This window comes from Streptomyces pimonensis (genome assembly GCF_041380215.1).
In the GTDB taxonomy this organism is placed as follows: domain Bacteria; phylum Actinomycetota; class Actinomycetes; order Streptomycetales; family Streptomycetaceae; genus Streptomyces; species Streptomyces pimonensis.
In genome coordinates this window covers 129403-149228 of sequence record NZ_JAHWZY010000009.1, presented here as the reverse complement: position 1 = coordinate 149228, position 19826 = coordinate 129403, and the positions used below count along the sequence as shown (strand labels likewise).

The following is a 19826-nucleotide window of genomic DNA, read 5'->3' as shown; positions in this document are numbered from 1 at the left end:
ATGTTCCAGGGATTGGCAACTCACTCTGGCTCACGCCTGGTTGCGTCCGAACCTCGACCAGGTGAACGTAGGACGGCACAGTCCGCCCCCGCCCCGTCCCACCGGGCCCGGCGGCCGTCCCGGCGCCGGACACCCCGAGCATCCGCCGGAAGTGCCGCTCCTCCACCCGGAACCGGGCGTGCGGCGGGCCGGACGCGGTGAACGCCCCTTTCGGGGCTCGGCACCTCGCGGACCGCGGCGGGGGAAGCCCGCCGCCTCGCGTGCGGCAGGCCCGCCCAGGACCGGACGGCGATCACCACGTCCACCGCCGCGATCCCCCGCCCGACGAGCACACCGGGGAGGGAGGCGGCGTCGACGGTGACGACCTCGACGTCCGGGAAGCAGGCTCAGGCGGCGGTGACGACCTCGACGTCCGGGAAGCAGGCTCAGGCGGGCCGCCCGCACCGGGTCGTACTCGACGGCGAGGTGCCGCCCCCGCCCGTCCGGCAGCTCCCGGACCAGGGCGGTCGCCTCGCCTTCGACGCGTCCGGTTCCACGACCGCGGCCTGTCCCGGCTCGGGCACCGGCGCGGTCGGCGCCATGGCGGTCCGGCGGGTGCCGGACGCCCCGGCGCGGGCCCGGAACCCACGGCGCGGGAGACCACCGGGCAGGGTGGCTCGGTCGCTCGTCACAGCGCCGGCCTCGCGTCGCAAGGGAGTGGGCGCGGGATGCCGGGGCGCGGCGGGGCCCGCCCGGTACCGGGCGGTCACTCGCGCATGCCCGCCAGTTCGACCGGCCGGACGCGCAGCGCGAACGACGCGGGCAGCACGGAGGCCACCGCCGCGAGCAGGGCGCTCGCGCCGATCACCGCGGCGACCGTGCCCCAGGGCACGACGACGTCGGACCACACGTCGAGCAGGCCGAGGGCGCTCCACACGCCGAGCAGGTTCACCCCGGCGATCACCGCCCCGAGCACCGCGCCGACCGCGACCACCACCAGGGCCTCGACCCCGACGAGCCGCAGCACCTGCCCCTTCGTGGCGCCCGTCAGACGCAGTGAGGCGAGGTCGCGGACCCGGTCCGAGGCCGCCGTCATCAGGGTGTTGGCGAGCGCGATGCCCGTGTGGACCAGGGCGATGCCGAGGATCGTCCACAGACCGAGCCGGGTGTTCTCGCTGGAGCGCGGGTAGTGGGCCTCGACCCACCGGTCACGCGTCAGGAGCTGCACGCCGGTCGCCTTCGCGGCGGCGCCGAGTGCGGCCGCCGCGCTGTCCGCGCCGTCCCGGGGCAGCGCGAGGTCGACGCGGTCGACGGGGGCGCCGGCGGCATTGCGCTCGGTGAGGTAGACGCCGTTGTTGCCGGTGCCGGCGGAGAGCACCGCCGCGATGCGCAGGTCCGCCTTGCGGCCGTCGCCCAGCCAGACGGAGACGCTGTCGCCCACCTTCGTGGTCAGCCACTCCTCGTTGACGACGATGCTGTCGTCGTCGAGGTCGGCGAGGCGGCCCGCGACGACCGGCAGGCGGGAGACGGACGCGTGTGCCGCCGGATCGATCGCCCTGGCCTCGGACTTGACGAGGGCGACCCCCTCCTCCAGGACGGTCACCCCGGTGGAGCGGGTCGCGCTGACGGTCACGCCGGGGACGGCCCCGGCGCGCCGGACGAACTCGTCGGGCAGCGCGCGGCCCTCCCCGCCCGCCGTGGCGACGTAGTCCGCGGTGATCTGCTCCCGCGCCTCGCCGGCCTTGGCCTCGCTGATCGTGGCGGTGGTGCCCATCAGGGAGGCGGCGAGGGCCACGGTGATGATGACCGGGGCGGCGACGGCGGCGGTCCTGCGGACCCCGGCGGACGCGTTCTCCCCGGCCAGCATGGGGACCGCGCCGGGAAGGCGGGCCGGCAGCCAGGTCAGCAGCCGGATCAGCGGCTTGACCAGGACCGGCGCGAACAGGGCGAACCCGACGATCAGCAGCATCGGCTGGGTGATGTAGGTCTTGCGCTTCAGGACGTCGCCCGGGCTGTCCAGCAGGGCCAGGGAGAGCGACCCGAGGCCGGTCGCGAGGACCGCGCCGCCGATCAGCCACCGGCTCACCGGCATCGCGCGGGAGTCGACCGCGGACTCGCGCAGCGCCTCCGTCGGACCGACCCGGCCGGCCCGCCACGAGGACACGACCGCCCCGCTCAGGGCGACGAACAAGCCCGTCCAGAACGCGGTGTGCAGCGGCCACGTCTGCTCGCCGATCCGGAACCAGGCGGGGGCGATGCCGGCGTCGGCCATCCAGGCCGCGAGCCGGGGCGCGCCCGCCGCGCCGAGCCAGCAGCCGGCCGCCGAGGCGAGCGCGCCGATGACGAACGCCTCGGTGAGCACCATCCGCCGCACCTGGGCGGGGGTGGCTCCGGCGGTGCGCAGCAGCCCGAACTCCCGGCGCCGCTGGGCGACCGCGAAGGAGAACGTCGAGGCGACGACGAACACCGACACGAAGCCGGTGACGCCCGCGGCCGTGCCGAGGAGCGCGTTCACCGAGACCAGTGCCTCCTCGTCACGGTCGGGGTCCGGGTCGGCGCGCCGGCGCTCGTCGCCGGTCAGTACGTCGAACCCGGCGCCCACGGCCGCCTCGACCCGGTCGGCCGGGGCGTGCACGGCGACGGCGTCCACGTCGGGAGAGATCCGCGCGGCCTCGGCGTCGGTGAAGAACAGCGCGTTCTCGAAGCCGGCCGACGCGACCGTCCCGACGACGGTGACCTGTTCGGACCCGCGGGCGGTGGTGGCCTGCACCCGGGTGCCGGGCCGCAGCGCGTCCCCGGTGGCGACGGCCTCGCCGGGCGCGGAGGGGGCGCGTCCGGCGGTCAGCGTGTAGGGGGTGAGCGCGGCGACCGACCACGGGTGGCCGACGGTGTTCCCGGCGAGCCCGGGGCCCGACACGGGGAAGGTGCGGTCCTCGACGGCCCTGCCCAGCGCCGCGAGCTTCGCGGTGACGGCGGCCGGGACCGGCGCGGGGTCGGTGATCGTCTGCGTACGTTCCCCGATGGGCGTGTCCGCCCGGACGAGGTCGGAGGTCTTCACGACGACCGGCGCCTTCACGAGCCGCTCGGGCCCGCGGTCCACAGCGCTGAAGGTCGCCGCGAGGGCGAGCCCGGTGGTGGCGATGAGGCCGACGCCGAGGGCGAGGGCGATGAACGAGCCGATGAACGTGGCCCAGCGGGTCCGCATTCCCTGCAGAGCGAGCTTCAGCACGGGAGGGCCGCCAGTCCGGTCATGTGTGCGGCGACCAGATCGGCCGTCGGGGCGAACAGCTCGTCGTGGACCCGGCCGTCGGTGAGGAACAGCACCCGGTCCGCGAAGGAGGCGGCCACCGGGTCGTGCGTCACCATGATGACGGTCTGTCCCTGGTCGGCCATCTGCCGCAGCAGCGTGAGCACTTCACGGCTGGTGGTGGTGTCCAGGGCGCCGGTCGGCTCGTCACCGAGGAGCACCTCCGGCCGGGTGACCAGGGCGCGGGCGAGCGCCACCCGCTGCTGCTGACCGCCGGACATCTCACTGGGCCGGTGCCCGGCCCGCTCGCGCAGGCCCACCTTCTCCAGCACGTCCAGGACATCGTTCCGCTCGGGGCGGCGGCCGGCGAGTCGCAGCGGCAGCGCCACGTTCTGCTCGGCGGTGAGCGAGGGCAGCAGGTTGAACGCCTGGAAGACGAAACCGATGCGGTCCCGCCGCAGCAGCGTGAGCTTCTTCTCGCTCAGCTTGCTCAGGTCGGTCTCCCCGAGAAGCACCTGGCCGCCGGTCGGCCGGTCCAGACCCGCGGTGCACTGGAGGAAGGTCGACTTGCCGGAGCCCGAGGACCCCATGACGGCGGTGAACGTGCCGCGGGGAATGTCCAGGGAGACGTTGTCCAGGGCGGTCACGGCGCTCGCGCCCTCGCCGTAGGAGCGAGTGACCGAACGGAGTCGGACGGCTGCTTGATTCATGGTGTCCACTCAACCGGGCCCGGAGCCGGCGCACATCGCAGCCGGGCGGAGTCCTCGGGGTGGAGACAGCTCCACCCTTCTGTGCACGGTGGCCGCACCGGGCGGGAAAAGGCAGTGCCCGGTGGCGACAGGAACCTGCGGGGGCAGCCTCCTGCCGCGGGCCCCGGTCAGGTCACCGCGGCGCCGGCCCGCACCCTGGAGGGACGGACACGGCCACCGGGGGGTGGCGGGAGGGCGGCTGCCCACTGCCTCCTTCCGCCCCCCGCGGCGCCCCCGCGCACATTGCACCTGGTGGCCGTCCTTGCAAAGAGCCCGCTACCGGTCCGATGGTGGAGCTGGCTGGGTGGTCCGCGCGATAGGGGCCTCATATCGTGCCCCCCATGCACTTACCCAGCCTCTGGCAGGCCCTGCACCAGCGCCGGTACCTCCGGAGTGGCTGGCCGTGGCGCTGCGCCCTGTACTTCCTGACCAGCGTGCCGCTGGGCGTCGCCCTGCTGACCTGCCTGCTCGTCCTCGCGCTGGCCGGAAGCCTGCTGACCGTCGTCCTCGTCGGGGTGCCTCTCCTGCTGACGCTGCTCCTTGCCGGGCTGCCCGTCGCACATGTGGAGCGGCGCCGGCTGCGCCTGATCGATCCGGCCGTGCCGCTGGCCGACGCCCACCAGGAACCGCCGCGCACCGGGCCCGCCGCCTGGTTGCGCACCCGCCTCCAGGAGCGTTCCACCTGGCGGGAGTTGGGTTACGCCCTCCTCTTCGGCTGCCTCCTGTGGCCCCTGGAGGCAGCGGTCATCGGCACGGTCCTCGGGGTGAGCGGGGGGCTGATCTCCACCCCCCTGGTCATGGCCACGGCCGACGGCGAGGAGGCACGTGTCATCAAGCTGTGGCTGGTCCACTCCTACCCGGCGGCGTTCGCCGTCGCCCTGGCCGGGCTGCTCCTGCTCCCACTGCTGGCCTACCCGCTCGGCCTGCTCGCCGTGGGGCGTGCCCGGCTCACCCGCCTCCTGCTGGACGTGCCGCCCCACCAGGACGACGTACACGTAAGGGAGTTGAGTCGGTCACGGATGCGCCTGGTGACCGCCTTCGAGGCCGAGCGTCGCCGTATCGAACGCGACCTGCACGACGGCGCCCAGCAGCGGCTGGTCACCCTGTCGATGCGCCTGGGCATGGCGCGCCTCGACGCGCGCGAGGAGCCCCTCGCCGGGCTCCTGGCCCAAGCCCACGACGAGGCCCAGGCCGCTCTGGTCGAGCTGCGGGAGCTGATCCAGGGCATCCACCCGCGAGTCCTCACCGACCGAGGTCTGGCCGCGGCCATCGAGGACATCGCCGACCGCTCCCCGGTCCCCGTCGACCTCGATCTCGACCTGCCCCACCGGTTCCCCGAAGCGGTCGAGTCCGCGGTCTACTTCGCGGTGTGCGAGGCGCTGGCGAACGTCGCCAAGCACAGCCTGGCCACCCGGGCCACCGTCGAGGCCCGCGTCGACCAGGGCCAACTCGTCGTCCGCGTACGGGACAACGGCGTGGGGGGCGCGGACGGGGCCGACGGCACCGGGCTGGAGGGGGTCGCGGATCGCATCTCGGTGCTCGACGGGCATTTGCTGGTGTCCTCACCGTCCGGCGGGCCCACGGTCTTCCGCCTCCTCGTGCCCTGCACCCCGGCTGCGGACCGCCGACTCGACGCCCCGCCGGCCCGATAGGGGAACCAGATGTTGCGCATCGTGTTGGCCGAGGACAGCGTGCTGCTGCGGGAGGGCCTCGTCGGCCTCATGGAGCGCTTCGGCCACCAGGTCCTCGCCGGTGTCGGCACGGCCGACGAACTCACGGCAGCCGTCGCAGAGCACGACCCCGACATCGTCGTCACCGATGTACGGATGCCGCCCGGCTTCTCCGACGAAGGGCTGCGGGCCGCGCTGCGACTGCGCGAGAAGAACCCCCGGCTGCCCATCCTCGTCCTCAGCCAGTACGTCCAGCGCGCCTACGCCGAGGAGCTGCTCGACTCCTCCGACGGCACCCACGTCGGCTACCTCCTCAAGGAACGCGTCGGCAATGTCGAGGAGTTCGTCGAAGCCCTCCAGCGGGTGGCCGCCGGCGCGACCGTCGTCGACCCCGAAGTGGTCCGCCGGCTCCTGCGCCACCGCCGCGACCCCCTGGCCAGACTGACCCCCCGCGAGCAGGAGGTCCTCGCGCTGATGGCCGAGGGCCGGTCCAACGCGTCCGTCGCCGCGGCCCTGCACGTCAGCGAGGGCACCGTCAGCAAGCACTTCGGCTCCATCCTCACCAAACTGGACCTGAGCCTGTCCGGCGCCACCAACCGCCGGGTACTGGCCGTCCTGGCCTACCTGCGCGGCCGACCTTCCGGGACAGCGTGACGGCGCGCCCCGCGGCCGGGTCCGCTCAGCCGCCGAGCCGGCCCCGCTCGGCCGCCGGTGCGCCCGACTGAAAGCGGCTGCGGACCCCGGACGGTCCATCAGCACAGCCGGCATCCGGCGGCTGGTGCGCACCGACACCCCCGGCGTGCGGGCGATCACCTCGCCGGTGAGACCGGCCGCGAGCAGTCCGAGCACCGCACTCTCCTGGTCGGCGAGCGCCCCGTCCCGCGAACGGCGACGCCCTCGACCGCGCCATCGGCGGCTTCCTCCGGGAACGCAAAGCCCCGGCCCCGGGACGAAAGGTCATCGCCGCCGGCGGCGAGACACTCCGAGGCCCCCGCACCGCCGGCCGGACGGCCACCGCCCTGATCGCCTCCATGCCCCACAGCGGCCAGGTCCTCGCCCGACGACAGACCGACGGCAAGAGCAACGAGATCCCGCCATCGCCTCGCTCCCGGACGACATCGGCCCGACCGGCGCCGTCGTCACCGCCGACGCCCTGCACCCCCAGCACGGCCACGCCACCTACCTGCACGAACGTCGGCTCATCACTCTCGCCGCCGCCTTCTTCGGCGGCTGGATCGCCGTCCAGGTGCTCAGCGCGGGCGGTCACAGGGGCGAGGACCGTGAACACCCGCCGGGCCGTGATCAAGCGCAACCACTTCCACGGCTAAGGCAGGCCGCTGCCCTGCCGCTCAGCGCCCGGGAGCTGGCTCACCCACATCACGATGAGGCCGGCCAGGAGAAGCCCGCTGCCCGTCAGGGTCCCCGACTGCCGGGTACCGATGCCGCTGATCGACAACCCGAAGACCGCCTGACAGCACAGGCCGAAGGCAGCCACCAACTGCCCCCCAGCCGTAGAGGCGCACACGGCGAATGCGACGCCGGTTCCAGGGGAGTACCCAGCCGCGGGCAATCGCCGCTACGCCCGAAGCAGCGAAGAGCAACGCCACCAGCACAGAAGGCATGGCGAGACAGAGCAGCGCGGTTCCCCTCCCAGCGCGCCAAACCCACGTGGGACGCCGCCGTGATCATGGCACCCGCTGCACTTCGCGTCCACGCGCTTCCGTGGTCCACGACCCTCCTGATGAACCGGACAGCCCTAGCCACGCCAGGGGCGGTCCCCGTCTCGCCAAAGCCCGGGGCCGCATCCGGCAAAAGCAAAAGCCCCAGGTCACGGCGAGTGAGTCCTGGGGCTTTCACGGAGCCGCCTTCGGGATTCGAACCCGAGACCTACGCATTACGAGTGCGTTGCTCTGGCCATCTGAGCTAAGGCGGCGCGCTGCGCACCTGTGGTGCGATCAGCAACGTCGGTAAGTCTACACAGTTTCCGGGGTGCTTCGTACCGGCCCCGGAGGCGGGCCGGAGTGGACGCCTCCGGGGGCGGTCGTACCGGCTATGAGCAGCGCTTCCCCTCCTTCGGCGGGGTGCCGGCGAGCAGATAGGCGTTGATCGCGGAGTCGATGCAGGCGTTGCCGCGGCCGTAGGCGGTGTGGCCGTCGCCCTCGTAGGTGAGGAGGCGGGCCGAGGAGAGCTGGCCGGCCAGGGCCTCGGCCCAGCGGTACGGGGTGGCCGGGTCCCGGGTGGTGCCGACGACGACGATCGGGGCCGCGCCCTTCGCCTCGATGCGCCGGGCCTCCCCCGTGGCCCGCACCGGCCAGTACGCGCAGTTCAACGAGGCCCAGGCGAGGCCCTCGCCGAACACCGGGGACGCCTTCTCGAAGGCGGGGAGCGCGCGTCGCACCTCGTCCGGGGAGTCGAAGGCGGGCGGGAGGTCCAGGCAGTTCACGGCCGCGTTGGCGAACATCAGGTTGCTGTAGTCGCCGTTCGCGTCACGTTCGTAGTAGCTGTCGGCGAGGAGGAGGAGTTCGGCGCCGTCGTCCTCCTTCATCGCGGCCGTCAACGCCTCGCGCAGTCGCGGCCAGGCGCCCTCGTCGTACATCGCGGCGATGACGCCGATCGTCGCGAGCGACTCGGTGAGTCTGCGGCCGTCGGCGTCGCCGGTGGGGATCGGCCGGCTGTCGAGCTTCTCGAAGAACGCCTTGAGGTTCTCGCCGGCCCGCCCGGCACCGGTGCTCCGGCCGCCGAGCGGGCAGTCGCTCCGCCGCACGCAGTCCTTCGCGAAGGCGGTGAACGCCGTGTGGAAGCCCTCCGTCTGCTCGAGGTTGAGCCGCCGCGCGGGCAGCGAGGGGTCCATCGCGCCGTCCAGCACCAGCCGGCCCGCCCGGTCCGGGAACAGCCCGGCGTAGGTCGCGCCGAGGAAGGTGCCGTAGGAGGCGCCGACGTAGTTCAGCTTGCTGTCGCCCAGCGCGGCCCGGACGATGTCCATGTCCCGGGCCGCCTCGACGGTGGACACATGGCGCAGCAGCTTCGGCGCGTCCGCCCCGCAGCCCTCGGCGAATTTCTTGTACGACGCGACCAGCGCGCCGGTCTCCTTCACGTCGTCCGGCGTGATGTCCGTCCGCGTGTACGCGTCCATCCCGGGCCCGTCCAGGCACTCGACGGGTGCGCTGCCGGCGACGCCCCGCGGGTCGACGGCCACCATGTCGTAGCGGGCGCGCACGTCGGCCGGATAACCGATCCCGGCGTACGCCTGGACGTAGCCGACCGCCGAGCCGCCCGGGCCGCCGGGGTTCACCAGTAGTGAGCCCAGTCGCTTCCCGGGGCCCGTGGCCTTCTTGCGGGTGAGGGCGAGGCGCACGTCACCGGCCGCCGGTTCGGCGTAGTCGAGCGGGACCTTCAGCGTGGCGCACTGGAAACCGGGGACCTCGCAGTCGCGCCAGGCCGGTTTCTGCCTGTAGTACGGCGTGAGGGCCTCGGGTGCGGAGCGGGGCAGGGGGGCGAGGGCCGCCGTCTCCCCCGTCGCCGCACTGGCCGTACTCGGGCTGTTCCCCGAGGAGCAGCCCGAGATCAGCAGTGCGGAGGCGGCGAGCAGAGCGATTCCGGTTCCGGTACGGGTCCTGCGGTGGGTGCGCCTTGTGTCCATACAGCGAGCGTAACCGTGCGCGACGGAAGGAGTGCTCTGCGTGCGCGACGCGCCTCGTGCGCGTCGCCGTGTCGAGCCGTTGGGCGGATGTCCTCGGTCAGCCCGCTCTGAGGGCCATCGTCATCGCCTCCACGGCCAGCAGCGGGGTCACGTTGCGGTCCAGGGCCTTGCTGCACGCCGCGATCGCCTCGATGCGGCGGAGTGTGGACTCCGGGGAACTGCTGCGGGCCATGCGCTCCAGCGCGTCCTCCGCGTCGCCGTTGGCGATGGCGACGCGCGAGCCGAGCTGGAGGGCGAGGACGTCGCGGTAGAAGCTGGTCAGGTCACTCAGCGCAATGTCGAGGGTGTTGCGCTGCGTGCGCGTTCTGCGACGCTTCTGGTCGGCCTCCAGGTCCTTCATCACGCCTGCCGTGCCGCGCGGCAGTCGGCCGCCCTGGGCCGCGCCGAGCGCCGTCTTCAGTTCCTCGGCCTCCTTGCCGTCCATCTCCTCGGCGAGCTGCTTGGCGTCCTCGGCGGCGGCGTCGACGAGTTCCTGGGCGGCCTTCAGCGCACCGCCGACGTCCTCGACCCGCAGCGGCAGCTTCAGCACGGAGGCCCGGCGTGCGCGGGCGGCCGGGTCGGTGGCCAGGCGACGGGCCCGGTCGACGTCGCCCTGGGTGGCTCGGGCGACGGCGGCGGCGACGTCCGGCTCGACGCCCTCGCGCCGGACGAGCATGTCGGCGACGGCGGCCACCGACGGAGTACTCAGGTTGAGGTGGCGGCAGCGGGAGCGGATCGTCGGCAGGACGTCCTCGACGGAGGGCGCACACAGCAGCCAGACGGTGCGGGGTGCGGGCTCCTCGACGGCCTTGAGGACGGCGTTGGCGGACTTCTCGTTCAGCCGCTCGGCGTCCTCGACGAGGATCACCTGCCAGCGGCCGTTCGCCGGAGCGGTGAACGACTTGCGGACGGTGTCACGCATGTCCTCGACGCGGATCACGGCTCCCACGGCGGCGACCGAGCTGACGTCCGCGTGGGTACCGATCAGCGCGGTGTGGCAGCCGTCGCAGAAGCCGCAGCCGGGGGCTCCGCCGAGGGCGCGGTCGGGGCTGACGCACTGGAGCGCGGCGGCGAAGGCACGCGCGGCCTGGTCGCGTCCCGCGCCGGGCGGGCCCGTGAAGAGCCAGGCGTGCGTCATCCTCGACGCCTCCGGCGGGGGCGCGTCGGTGGCCGCCGCGGTGACGAGCGCGTCCGCGTCGCGGGCGGCGCCGGCGAGCTGCTCGCTCACCCGCTCCTGCCCGACGAGGTCGTCCCACACGGTCATGGGTCAGCCCGTCCTTCCGTCACGTCTGCCTCACCGGATCCATTGTGCGGGCGGGCACTGACAACGCCCGCATCCGCGGACCGGACGGTCAGCGCCGGCGGCCCCGGCCCCCGTCCTCGTCGCCACGCCCGTCGTCATGCGGGCCCAGCAGCTCGTCGGCCAGCGTCGGAAGGTCGTCCAGCGGAGTCTCCTCGGCCCAGTCCGAACGCTGCCGGCGGCGGGGCCCCCCGGGATCGATCCGGGGCAGCTCGCGCGTACGGTCGTCGGGTCCGCCGGCTCCCCCGGGTCCGTTCGCCGGGCGCTCGTCCCGGAAGTAGCCCGACGGCACCCGCCGGTCCGCGGGGCCCTGCTCGTCCCCCCGCACCGGAGGCAGCACCGCCGTCTCGTCCGCCGCACCCGGCAGGACCGGCGGCTTCGGCAGTTCGGTCGTCACCTCGGCGTCGGACGCCCCGGGCCGGCCGCCGGACCGCTGCCCGGCGTCCTCGTCCGGCACCCGGGGCAGCACGGCGGTCTCGTCGGCCGGCCCGCCCGACGGGTTCGTCGGCTTCACCACGGGCGTCGGCACGGTCGCCGCTTCGTCGACCGCCCGCCGGCCCGCGGCACCGGGGGCGGTCGTCGTCCTCGGTCCCGCCTCCGCCGCAGCGGCCGCCTGCTCGGCCAGCCGCCGGGCCTGCTCCGCGCGCAGCAGCGCCTCCTCGGCCTTGCGCCGCTTCTCCAGGCGCAGCGCCTCGGCCTCGGCGCGCAGCCGCGCCTCCTCCTCGGCCTGCTTGCGGCGGCGTTCCTCCTCCGCCTTGCGGCGGGCCTCCTCCTCGGCGCGCGCCTTCTCCTCGGCGAGCAGCCGCTGCCGCTCCTCCTCCGCTCGCCGGCGTGCTTCCTCGGCCCGCTGCCGGGCCTCCTCCGCCTGCCGTTCCGCCTCGCGTCGCTGCGCCTCCTCCAGCTCGCGCCGCTTGCGCTCCTCCTCCTCGGCGCGCAGCCGGGCGAGCTGCTCCTCGCGCTCGCGCTCCAGGCGCTCCTCCTCGGCCTTGCGGGCCGCCTCTTCCTCCGCCTTGCGGCGGGCCTCCTCCTCGGCCCTGCGGCGTGCTTCCTCGCGGGCCCGGATCTCGGCCTCGGACAGTGGCAGCACCTGGTCGAGGCGGTGCCGGATCACCGTGGTGACCGCCTCCGGTTCCTGGCCCGCGTCGACCACCAGGTAGCGGCCGGGGTCGGCCGCGGCCAGGGTGAGGAAACCGGCCCGCACGCGCGCGTGGAACTCGGCGGGCTCCGACTCCAGCCGGTCCGGCGCCTCGGTGAAGCGCTCCCGCGCGGTCCCCGGGTCCACGTCCAGCAGCACCGTCAGATGCGGGACCAGCCCGTCGGTCGCCCAGCGGTTGATGCGGGCGATCTCGGTCGGCGACAGGTCGCGTCCGGCGCCCTGGTAGGCGACGGAGGAGTCGATGTACCGGTCGGTGATGACGACGGCGCCGCGCTCCAGGGCGGGCCGTACGACGGTGTCGATGTGCTCCGCACGGTCGGCGGCGTACAGCAGTGCCTCCGCGCGGTGCGAGAGGCCGGCGCTGGAGACGTCCAGCAGGATGGACCTCAGCCGCTTGCCGACCGGGGTCGCCCCGGGCTCACGGGTGAGCACGACCTCGTGTCCCTTGGCCCTGATCCAATCGGCGAGGGCCTCGGCCTGGGTGGACTTCCCGGCGCCGTCGCCGCCCTCCAGGGCGATGAAGAAGCCGGAGGCGGCGGACGCCTGCCCGGGGTCGCTGCCGCCGAGCAGCGCGTCGCGCAGGTCCCGCCGCAGCGGCACCCCGGAGCGGTCGTCGACCTTGGCGAGGACCAGCGCGGCCATCGGCAGCAGCAGCGCGCCGACCAGCATCAGCGTGAAGGCGGCGCCGCCGTGCGCGAAGACGAACCGGCCGTTCTCCAGCCGGTGCGGCCCGATGACCGCGGCGACCGGCGGGGCGATCACCGCGCCGAGCGCCACGAAGACCCGGACCACCGCGTGCAGGTGCCCGGTCGTGCGGGCCCGCCGCTGCTCCTCGGTCTCCTGGTCGAGCAGCGTGTGCCCGGTGCCGGCGGCGAGCCCCGCGCCGACACCGGCCAGCGCCATGATCAGCACCACGCTGGTGACGTCCGGTACGAGTCCGGCGGCCAGCAGCGCGACCCCCGTGAAGGCGAGTGCGAGCGCGAGCAGCCGGCGCCGGGACAGGGCCGGCAGCAGGGCGGGCGCCGTACGGATACCGACGACGACACCGCCGGTCAGCGCGCCCACCAGCAGGCCGTACAGCACGGGGCCGCCGCCCAGGTCCTTGGCGTGCAGTACCGACACGGCGACGGCGGCCGACACGGCGGCGGCGACGGACGCGGACGCGAGCACCAGCAGCGGCAGCGCGCCGGTGCGGCCCTTGTCGGCGCCGGCGGCGCTCTTCGGGCGGCGCAGTCCCTCCAGCGGCGACCGGGCGCGCGGGGTGCGGGTGCCGGGCAGCTCCAGGAAGGTCAGGACGGACAGCGACGCGGCGAACAGGCCGGCCGCGACGTACGAGGCGAGGGCCGCCTGGTGCGCGCCGAACCAGTCGATCCCGGTGCCGAGCAGGTTGTTGAGCAGGGCCGAGACGACGAGCGTGACGGCCGCGAGCGGTATCGCCACGAAGCTCGTGCGCAGCGACAGGCGGCGCAGCGCGTCCATGTGGTCGGGCAGCGGGCGCACGGTCGCGCCCTCCGGCGGCGGGGCGGGCAGCAGCGAGGGTGCGGCGCTCTCGCGGCACACCGTCCAGAACCGCTCGGCGACTCCGGTCACGAAGGCGGTGACGAGGAGGACGGCCAGTGCGTTCTCGGGAGTCCAGTCGATCCACAGCGGCGCCACGATGAGCAGCGCGGCGCGCAACCCGTCGGCGCCGACCATGGTCCAGCGGCGGTCCAGCGGCCCGTCCTGCGAGGTGAGCGACGTGAGCGGGCCGAGGAGGACGGCGCCGAACAGCAGCGTCGCCAGGATGCGCACCCCGAGAACGGTCGCCACTGCGAACGCCGCGCCCCGGTAGCCCCCGCCGAAGGAGCCCTCGGCGACCGCGGCCTGAAGGGCCAGGAGGACCAGCACCAGGAGGGCGAGGACGTCGCCGACCCCGCCCACGAGCTGCGCGCTCCACAGCCGTCTCAGCTGCGGTCGGCGCAGCAGGGCGCGGACGGCACGCTCGCGGGAGTCCACGACAAGGGTGTCGTCGGGGGCCGGCTGTGGGGCCGTTGGCTGCTCGGCTCGCGTCATGCGTTCAGCCTATCGGCCCGGGCCGGGAGCCCGGCGCGACGCGCCTGACATGCTCACGCCCCGACATCGAAGTGTTGCCGGGACGTTCGCATTCCGAACCCTTGGCGAAGATCGGCACAGGTTCCGGCGAAGGTCCGCGGCCCTTGGCGTCTACCCGCGTGCGGAGGGCTCAGTCCTCCGCCCCGTTCGAGGCGGTCGCCCTCTTGGCGACCGTCTTCTTCGCCGTCGTCTTCTTCGCGGTCGTGGTCTTCTTCGCCGCGGTCTTCTTGGCGGCCGTCGCCTTCGCCGGCGCCTTCTTGGCCGCCGTCTTCTTCGCCGCCGTCTTCTTCGCCGTCTTCTTGACGGGGCCCTTCGCCCGCTTCTCGGCGAGCAGCTCGAAGCCGCGCTCCGGGGTGATCCCCTCGACGCTGTCTCCGGAGCGCAGCGTCGCGTTGGTCTCCCCGTCGGTGACGTACGGACCGAAGCGGCCGTCCTTCACCACGACCGGCTTCTCGCTGACCGGGTCGGTGCCCAGCTCCTTCAGCGGCGGCTTGGCCGCGGCCCGACCGCGCTGCTTGGGCTGGGCGTAGATCGCCAGCGCCTCCTCCAGCGTGATCGTGAAGAGCTGCTCCTCGGACTGCAGCGACCGCGAGTCGGTGCCCTTCTTCAGATACGGCCCGTAGCGGCCGTTCTGCGCGGTGATCTCCTGGCCCTCGGCGTCCGTGCCGACCACGCGCGGCAGCGACATCAGCCTCAGTGCGTCGTCGAGCGTCACCGTGTCCAGCGCCATCGACTTGAAGAGGGAGGCGGTGCGCGGCTTGACCGCGTTCTTGCCGGTCTTCGGGGTGCCCTCGGGGAGGATCTCCGTGACGTACGGGCCGTAGCGGCCGTCCTTGGCGACGATCACGTGACCGGTCGCCGGGTCGGTGCCCAGCTCGAAGTCGCCGCTCGGCCTGGCGAGCAGTTCCTCGGCGAGTTCGACGGTCAGCTCGTCGGGCGCGAGGTCGTCGGGGACGTCGGCGCGCCGGTGCTGCTCGGTGTCCTTCTCGCCGCGCTCGATGTACGGGCCGTAGCGCCCGACCCGCAGCATGATGCCGTTGCCCACCGGGAACGACGACACCTCGCGCGCGTCGATCGCGCCCAGGTCGGTCACCAGCTCCTTGAGACCGCCGAGGTGGTCCCCGTCGCCGTTGCCGGCGTCGGCCGCGTCACCGTTGCTCGCGCCCTCGCCGAAGTAGAACCGCTTCAGCCACGGCACCGCCCGTGCCTCGCCCCGCGCGATGCGGTCGAGGTCGTCCTCCATCCGGGCGGTGAAGTCGTAGTCGACGAGCCGGCCGAAGTGCTTCTCCAGCAGGTTGACCACGGCGAAGGAGAGGAAGGACGGCACCAGGGCCGTGCCCTTCTTGAACACGTAGCCGCGGTCGAGGATCGTGCCGATGATCGACGCGTACGTCGACGGACGACCGATCTCGCGCTCCTCCAGCTCCTTGACCAGCGACGCCTCGGTGTAGCGGGCCGGGGGCTTGGTGGCATGCCCGTCGACCGTGATCTCCTCGGCGGTGAGGGCGTCGCCCTCGGCGACCTGCGGCAGCCGGCGCTCGCGGTCGTCCAGCTCGGCGTTCGGGTCGTCGGCGCCTTCCACGTACGCCTTCAGGAAGCCGTGGAAGGTGATCGTCTTGCCGGACGCACTGAACTCGACGTCCCGGCCGTCGGCCGCCGTGCCGCCGATCCGCACGGTGACGGAGTTGCCGGTGGCGTCCTTCATCTGCGAGGCGACGGTCCGCTTCCAGATCAGCTCGTAGAGCCTGAACTGGTCGCCGGTCAGCCCGGTCTCGGCGGGCGTACGGAAACGGTCGCCCGAGGGGCGGATCGCCTCGTGCGCCTCCTGCGCGTTCTTGACCTTGCCCGCGTAGGTGCGCGGCTGCGGGGGCAGGTAGTCGGCGCCGTACAGCTGCGTGACCTGGGCGCGGGCGGCGGCGACCGCCGTCTCGCTCAGGGTCGTCGAGTCCGTGCGCATGTAGGTGATGTAGCCGTTCTCGTACAGCTTCTGCGCGACCTGCATCGTGGCCTTCGCCCCGAAGCCGAGCTTGCGGCTCGCCTCCTGCTGCAGCGTCGTCGTGCGGAACGGGGCGTACGGCGAGCGGCGGTAGGGCTTGGACTCGACGGAACGCACGGCGAACCGCGTGTTCTCCAGGGCGGCGGCCAGGGCGCGGGCGTTCGCCTCGTCCAGGTGGAGGGTGTTCGCGCTCTTCGGCTGTCCCAGGGAGTCGAAGTCGCGGCCCTGCGCGACCCTGCGCCCGTCGACGGTCTGCAGGCGGGCGAGGAGCGACGCGGGGTCCGACGCGTCACCGGTGCGGCCGGTCGCGAAGGTGCCCGTCAGGTCCCAGTACTCGGCGGAACGGAAAGCCATGCGCTCGCGTTCCCGCTCCACCACGAGCCGGGTGGCGACGGACTGGACGCGGCCGGCGGACAGCCGGGGCATGACCTTCTTCCACAGGACCGGCGAGACCTCGTAGCCGTAGAGGCGGTCGAGGATGCGGCGGGTCTCCTGGGCGTCGACCAGCTTCTGGTTGAGCTGGCGCGGGTTGGCCACGGCCGCGCGGATCGCGTCCTTGGTGATCTCGTGGAAGACCATCCGCTTGACCGGGATCTTCGGCTTGAGCACTTCCTGCAGGTGCCAGGCGATGGCCTCGCCCTCACGGTCCTCATCGGTGGCGAGGAAGAGTTCGTCGGACTCCTTCAGCAGGTCCTTCAGCTTCTTGACCTGGGCCCGCTTGTCCGCGTTGACCACATAGATCGGCTGGAAGTCGTGGTCGACGTCCACACCGAGGCGACGCACCTCGCCGGTGTACTTCTCCGGCACCTCGGCGGCGCCGTTGGGAAGATCACGAATGTGCCCGACGCTCGCCTCGACGATATAGCCGGGGCCGAGGTAGCCCTTGATCGTCTTCGCCTTGGCAGGCGACTCGACGATGACGAGTCGGCGGCCGCCCTTCGCGGTCTCGCTGGTCGGGGACAACTTCGCTCTTCTCTCCGGTCGACGCTTGGGGCTCCCCAGGCGGTCTCCCCTGGGTCGGGTCGTGGTGACGCTGCGGAGTGTGACGGTACATCCCGCCCCCGTGTCAAACGGGAAAAGCCCGCAACGGCCACTCGAACGGTAACCCGACTACCACCGTTCCTGCCGCCCGGAGTGTCCGGACTCCGCCTGCGCTTATGCGGAGTGCGATCTACCGGTTACCGGCAGCCGCTGGGGTTCCACGCACCTCACAGGCGGGTCAGGCACCATGCGCCGAGGGCCAGGGAGATCGTCGCGACGAGTCCCGCGACGGTGATCGATGCGACGGGGCTCACACCCTGGGCGACGGGGCGGTGCTGCCGCACGCGGGTCACGGTCCAGGCCAGCAGTCCGCCCCCGAACAGGCAGAACACCGTTCCCGCGAAGATCGCCGGTCCGCTCTCCATGGTCGCCCGATGCCCTCTTTCCCGTCCGCCGGTACCGGCCCCCGAGGGACGCTGCCACCCCCGGGCGGCGGACAGGCGAATCGGAGGTGAACGCGAGGGCCACGGGCCTGATCAAGTGTCCGGAGACGGGCCCGGGGGACCTTTCACGGACATTCCGGATCGAGGAGAAGGAGCCGGGCGGCGTCTGCGGTAGGCGCGAAAGAAGCGGTGGAGGACAGTGACGTGACTCATGGGACGACCTGCCGAGGTCGCCGTGGGACCGTTCGTGGGACCGCCGCCGCCCGTGTCAGCCGACGGGCTCCAGGAATCCCTGCTCCACGAGGAGCCGGATCTGGGCCGGCGTCCGGTCGCGCAGCAGTACGGGGTCCTCGCCGAGGAGCTGGGCGATGGCGTCCAGGATCCGGCCCGCGCCCATGGTGCCGTCGCACACGCCGGCGAAGCCCGCGCCGATCGTGTCCACCTTGGTGGCCCGGCGCATCCCGCGGTTCTGCCGCAGCACGACGTGCTCCGGGTCCTCGGCGCCGGGCAGCCCGACCTGCTCCTGCACGACCTCTGCGGCCAACGCGAAACGCGCTTCGAGGAGCGCCGCGTCGTCGTGCGTCCGCAGGTAGTCGAGCCGGTCGAAGTGCGCCCTGACCGTCTCACCGAGCGGCTGCTCGACCGGGTGCGGCCACTCCTCCACCGTGATCGACTCCGCGGCGGATCCCGACTTGCGCAGGGTGATCCAGCCGAAACCGACCGCCCTCACCCTGCGCGCCTCGAACTCGTCCAGCCACGCGTCGTACCGCGCCCGGTACCCGGCCCGGTCACCGCGGTGGTCGCCCGCGTCCCTCAGCCACAGTTCGGCGTACTGGGTGACGTCCTGCACCTCGCGCTGCACGATCCAGGCGTCGCACCCGCGGGGCACCCACGACCTGAGTCTGTCCTGCCAGTCCTCCCCCTCGACGTGCTGCCAGTTGGCGAGGAACTGCGCGAACCCGCCCTCGTTCAGCCGTTCCCCCGCCCCCTGAACGATCGTGCGGCACAGATCGTCCCCGCCCATCCCGCCGTCGCGGTAGGTGAGCCGGGCGCCCGGCGAGATCACGAAGGGCGGGTTGGACACGATCAGGTCGTACGTCTCGTCCTCCCGGACCGGAGCGAACAGCGAGCCCTCGCGCAGGTCGGCGGACGGAACTCCGGAGAGGGCCAGGGTGAGCGCGGTGATGTGCAGGGCGCGCGGGTTGACGTCGGTGGCCGTCACGCGCGTGGCGTGCCGGGCGGCGTACAGCGCCTGGATGCCGGACCCGGTGCCGAGGTCGAGCGCGGAGGTCACGGGTGTGCGGACGGTGATGCCGGCCAGGGTCGTGGACGCCCCGCCGACGCCGAGCACCACGCCTTCGTCCCGGCTGCCGATGCCCCCGGCGCCGCCGACCGCGCACCCCAGGTCGGACACGATGAACCAGTCCTCGCCGACCGGCCCGCCGTACGGCCGTACGTCCACGGTCGCGGTGAGGTCGTCCGCGCCGGCACGCTTCAGCCATCCGCTCTCCAGGCAGACGTCGACGGGCAGGACGTCCGCCACGCGCGCGTGCGGCACGGGCTGCTGCAGCAGGAACAGCCGTACGAGCGTCTCCAGCGGCGTGTCCCCGCGGGTGGCCCGGAGGGCGGGCACCGTCTCGCTGCGCGCCAGCGCCGCGTAGGCGGGGGCGCCGAGCAGTTCGAGCAGTCCGTCGGCGGTGAAGGAGGCTCCGAGCAGTGCGTCCCGCAGCCGGGCGGCGGCTTCGGGACGGTCGGACGAGGGCAGGGGCGGCAGGCTGGCGTCACTCACGCCCTCCATTGTGGCCGCCGCCCTCCCCCGGCGCGTCCCGCGGTGTCAGTTCCCGGCGGTCCCCGCCGTCGCGGTGGCCGTCCGGCAGCTGGGCTGGCGGGACATCGCCCTGCCGACCTCGCCCTCCTCCAGCGCGCTGAGGGCGTTGCTGCCGCTCTTGCCGAGCTTGTCCAGCTCGGCGGCGATGTCCTTCAGACCATCGGCGAACTTCGCCTGGTCGTCCGTGTCGAGGCCGTCGACCTGCTTCTTCAGCGAGGCGTACGACGCGGAGATGTCGTTGAGCTCCTTGACCGCGTCCGTCTGCTTCTTCTCCCCGTCCTCGACGTCCGGCGCCCCGGCCTTGTTCACGGCGGCGCCGATGGCCTTGTAGGCCTCGGACATGTCCTGGAAGGCCTTCGAGTCGGCCTTCTGGACCTCCTCGGGCGTACTGTTGTCCGAGGTCTCCTTCTGGATCGCGGCGTTGGCCGACCTGATCTTCGCGGCCTGCGGCTGCACCGCGTCGCAGACCTGCTTCGCCCAGGCGTCCAGCTTCTCGTTGTCGTCGCCGCCGCCGCATCCCGTCAGCGCCAGTACCAGTACCGCACCGCCGGACAGTGCGGCCGCGAGCTTCTTGTTCACCGGATTGGTCCCTTCCATGGCCTTCGGCCCCGGAACATACACGCCGGATGGCCTGGACCCATCCGTCGAACATCCGGTAAGGGACTTTTGAAGCCATTTGCACCACGCGAGAGAAGGCTCACGGCATG

At 73.2% G+C, this 19826-nt stretch carries 11 protein-coding genes and 1 tRNA gene; 2 read left to right on the top strand and 10 right to left on the bottom strand.

Annotated features, from left to right (window positions below; translation table 11 throughout):
- Window positions 1–745 precede the first annotated feature (745 nt).
- Both KYY02_RS11995 and KYY02_RS11990 read right to left on the bottom strand, forming a co-directional pair.
- The gene (locus KYY02_RS11995) at window positions 746–3208 is read right to left on the bottom strand and encodes an FtsX-like permease family protein (protein ID WP_371237885.1); all 2463 of its coding nucleotides are present in this window, start codon (window positions 3206–3208) and stop codon (window positions 746–748) included.
- Window positions 3202–3936 carry an ABC transporter ATP-binding protein gene (locus tag KYY02_RS11990; RefSeq protein WP_371237884.1) on the bottom strand — a complete coding sequence of 245 codons (735 nt, stop codon included), beginning with the start codon at window positions 3934–3936 and terminating at the stop codon, window positions 3202–3204. The genes KYY02_RS11995 and KYY02_RS11990 overlap by 7 nt, the downstream gene beginning before the upstream one ends.
- 380 nt (window positions 3937–4316) lie before the next feature.
- Between KYY02_RS11990 and KYY02_RS11985 the strand changes: the two genes are divergently transcribed.
- Together KYY02_RS11985 and KYY02_RS11980 are read left to right on the top strand one after the other, a co-directional pair.
- On the top strand, window positions 4317–5627 hold the full coding sequence (locus KYY02_RS11985; RefSeq protein WP_371237883.1) for a sensor histidine kinase: 1311 nt from the start codon (window positions 4317–4319) through the stop codon (window positions 5625–5627).
- 9 nt (window positions 5628–5636) lie between these two features.
- Entirely contained in the window at window positions 5637–6299 is a 663-nt protein-coding gene (locus tag KYY02_RS11980) for a response regulator transcription factor (RefSeq protein WP_371237882.1), read from the top strand.
- 1205 nt (window positions 6300–7504) lie between these two features.
- On the opposite strand, the gene KYY02_RS11975 is transcribed toward KYY02_RS11980, so the two are convergent.
- From KYY02_RS11975 to KYY02_RS11940, 8 genes are all read right to left on the bottom strand, one after another.
- A tRNA-Thr gene (locus tag KYY02_RS11975) sits at window positions 7505–7578 on the bottom strand.
- A gap of 117 nt (window positions 7579–7695) precedes the next feature.
- Entirely contained in the window at window positions 7696–9285 is a 1590-nt protein-coding gene (locus KYY02_RS11970) for an alpha/beta hydrolase (protein WP_371237881.1), read from the bottom strand.
- Between the two features lie 97 nt (window positions 9286–9382).
- Complete coding sequence (locus KYY02_RS11965; protein ID WP_371237880.1) at window positions 9383–10588, bottom strand: DNA polymerase III subunit delta'; 1206 nt, start codon at window positions 10586–10588, stop codon at window positions 9383–9385.
- Between the two features lie 88 nt (window positions 10589–10676).
- A complete protein-coding gene (tmk, locus tag KYY02_RS11960; protein WP_371237879.1) occupies window positions 10677–13832 on the bottom strand; it encodes a dTMP kinase in 3156 nt (1051 codons plus the stop codon).
- 169 nt (window positions 13833–14001) lie between these two features.
- The gene (gene topA, locus KYY02_RS11955) at window positions 14002–16830 is read right to left on the bottom strand and encodes a type I DNA topoisomerase (RefSeq protein ID WP_371237878.1); all 2829 of its coding nucleotides are present in this window, start codon (window positions 16828–16830) and stop codon (window positions 14002–14004) included.
- A 245-nt stretch (window positions 16831–17075) separates the two neighbouring features.
- Window positions 17076–17273, bottom strand: a complete 198-nt coding sequence (locus KYY02_RS11950; RefSeq protein WP_371237877.1) for a hypothetical protein — start codon at window positions 17271–17273, stop codon at window positions 17076–17078.
- A 286-nt stretch (window positions 17274–17559) separates the two neighbouring features.
- The gene (locus KYY02_RS11945) at window positions 17560–19089 is read right to left on the bottom strand and encodes a DUF7059 domain-containing protein (RefSeq protein ID WP_371237876.1); all 1530 of its coding nucleotides are present in this window, start codon (window positions 19087–19089) and stop codon (window positions 17560–17562) included.
- Between the two features lie 36 nt (window positions 19090–19125).
- Window positions 19126–19716, bottom strand: coding sequence for a small secreted protein (locus KYY02_RS11940; protein WP_371237875.1), 591 nt, complete (start codon window positions 19714–19716; stop codon window positions 19126–19128).
- Window positions 19717–19826: the final 110 nt, after the last annotated feature.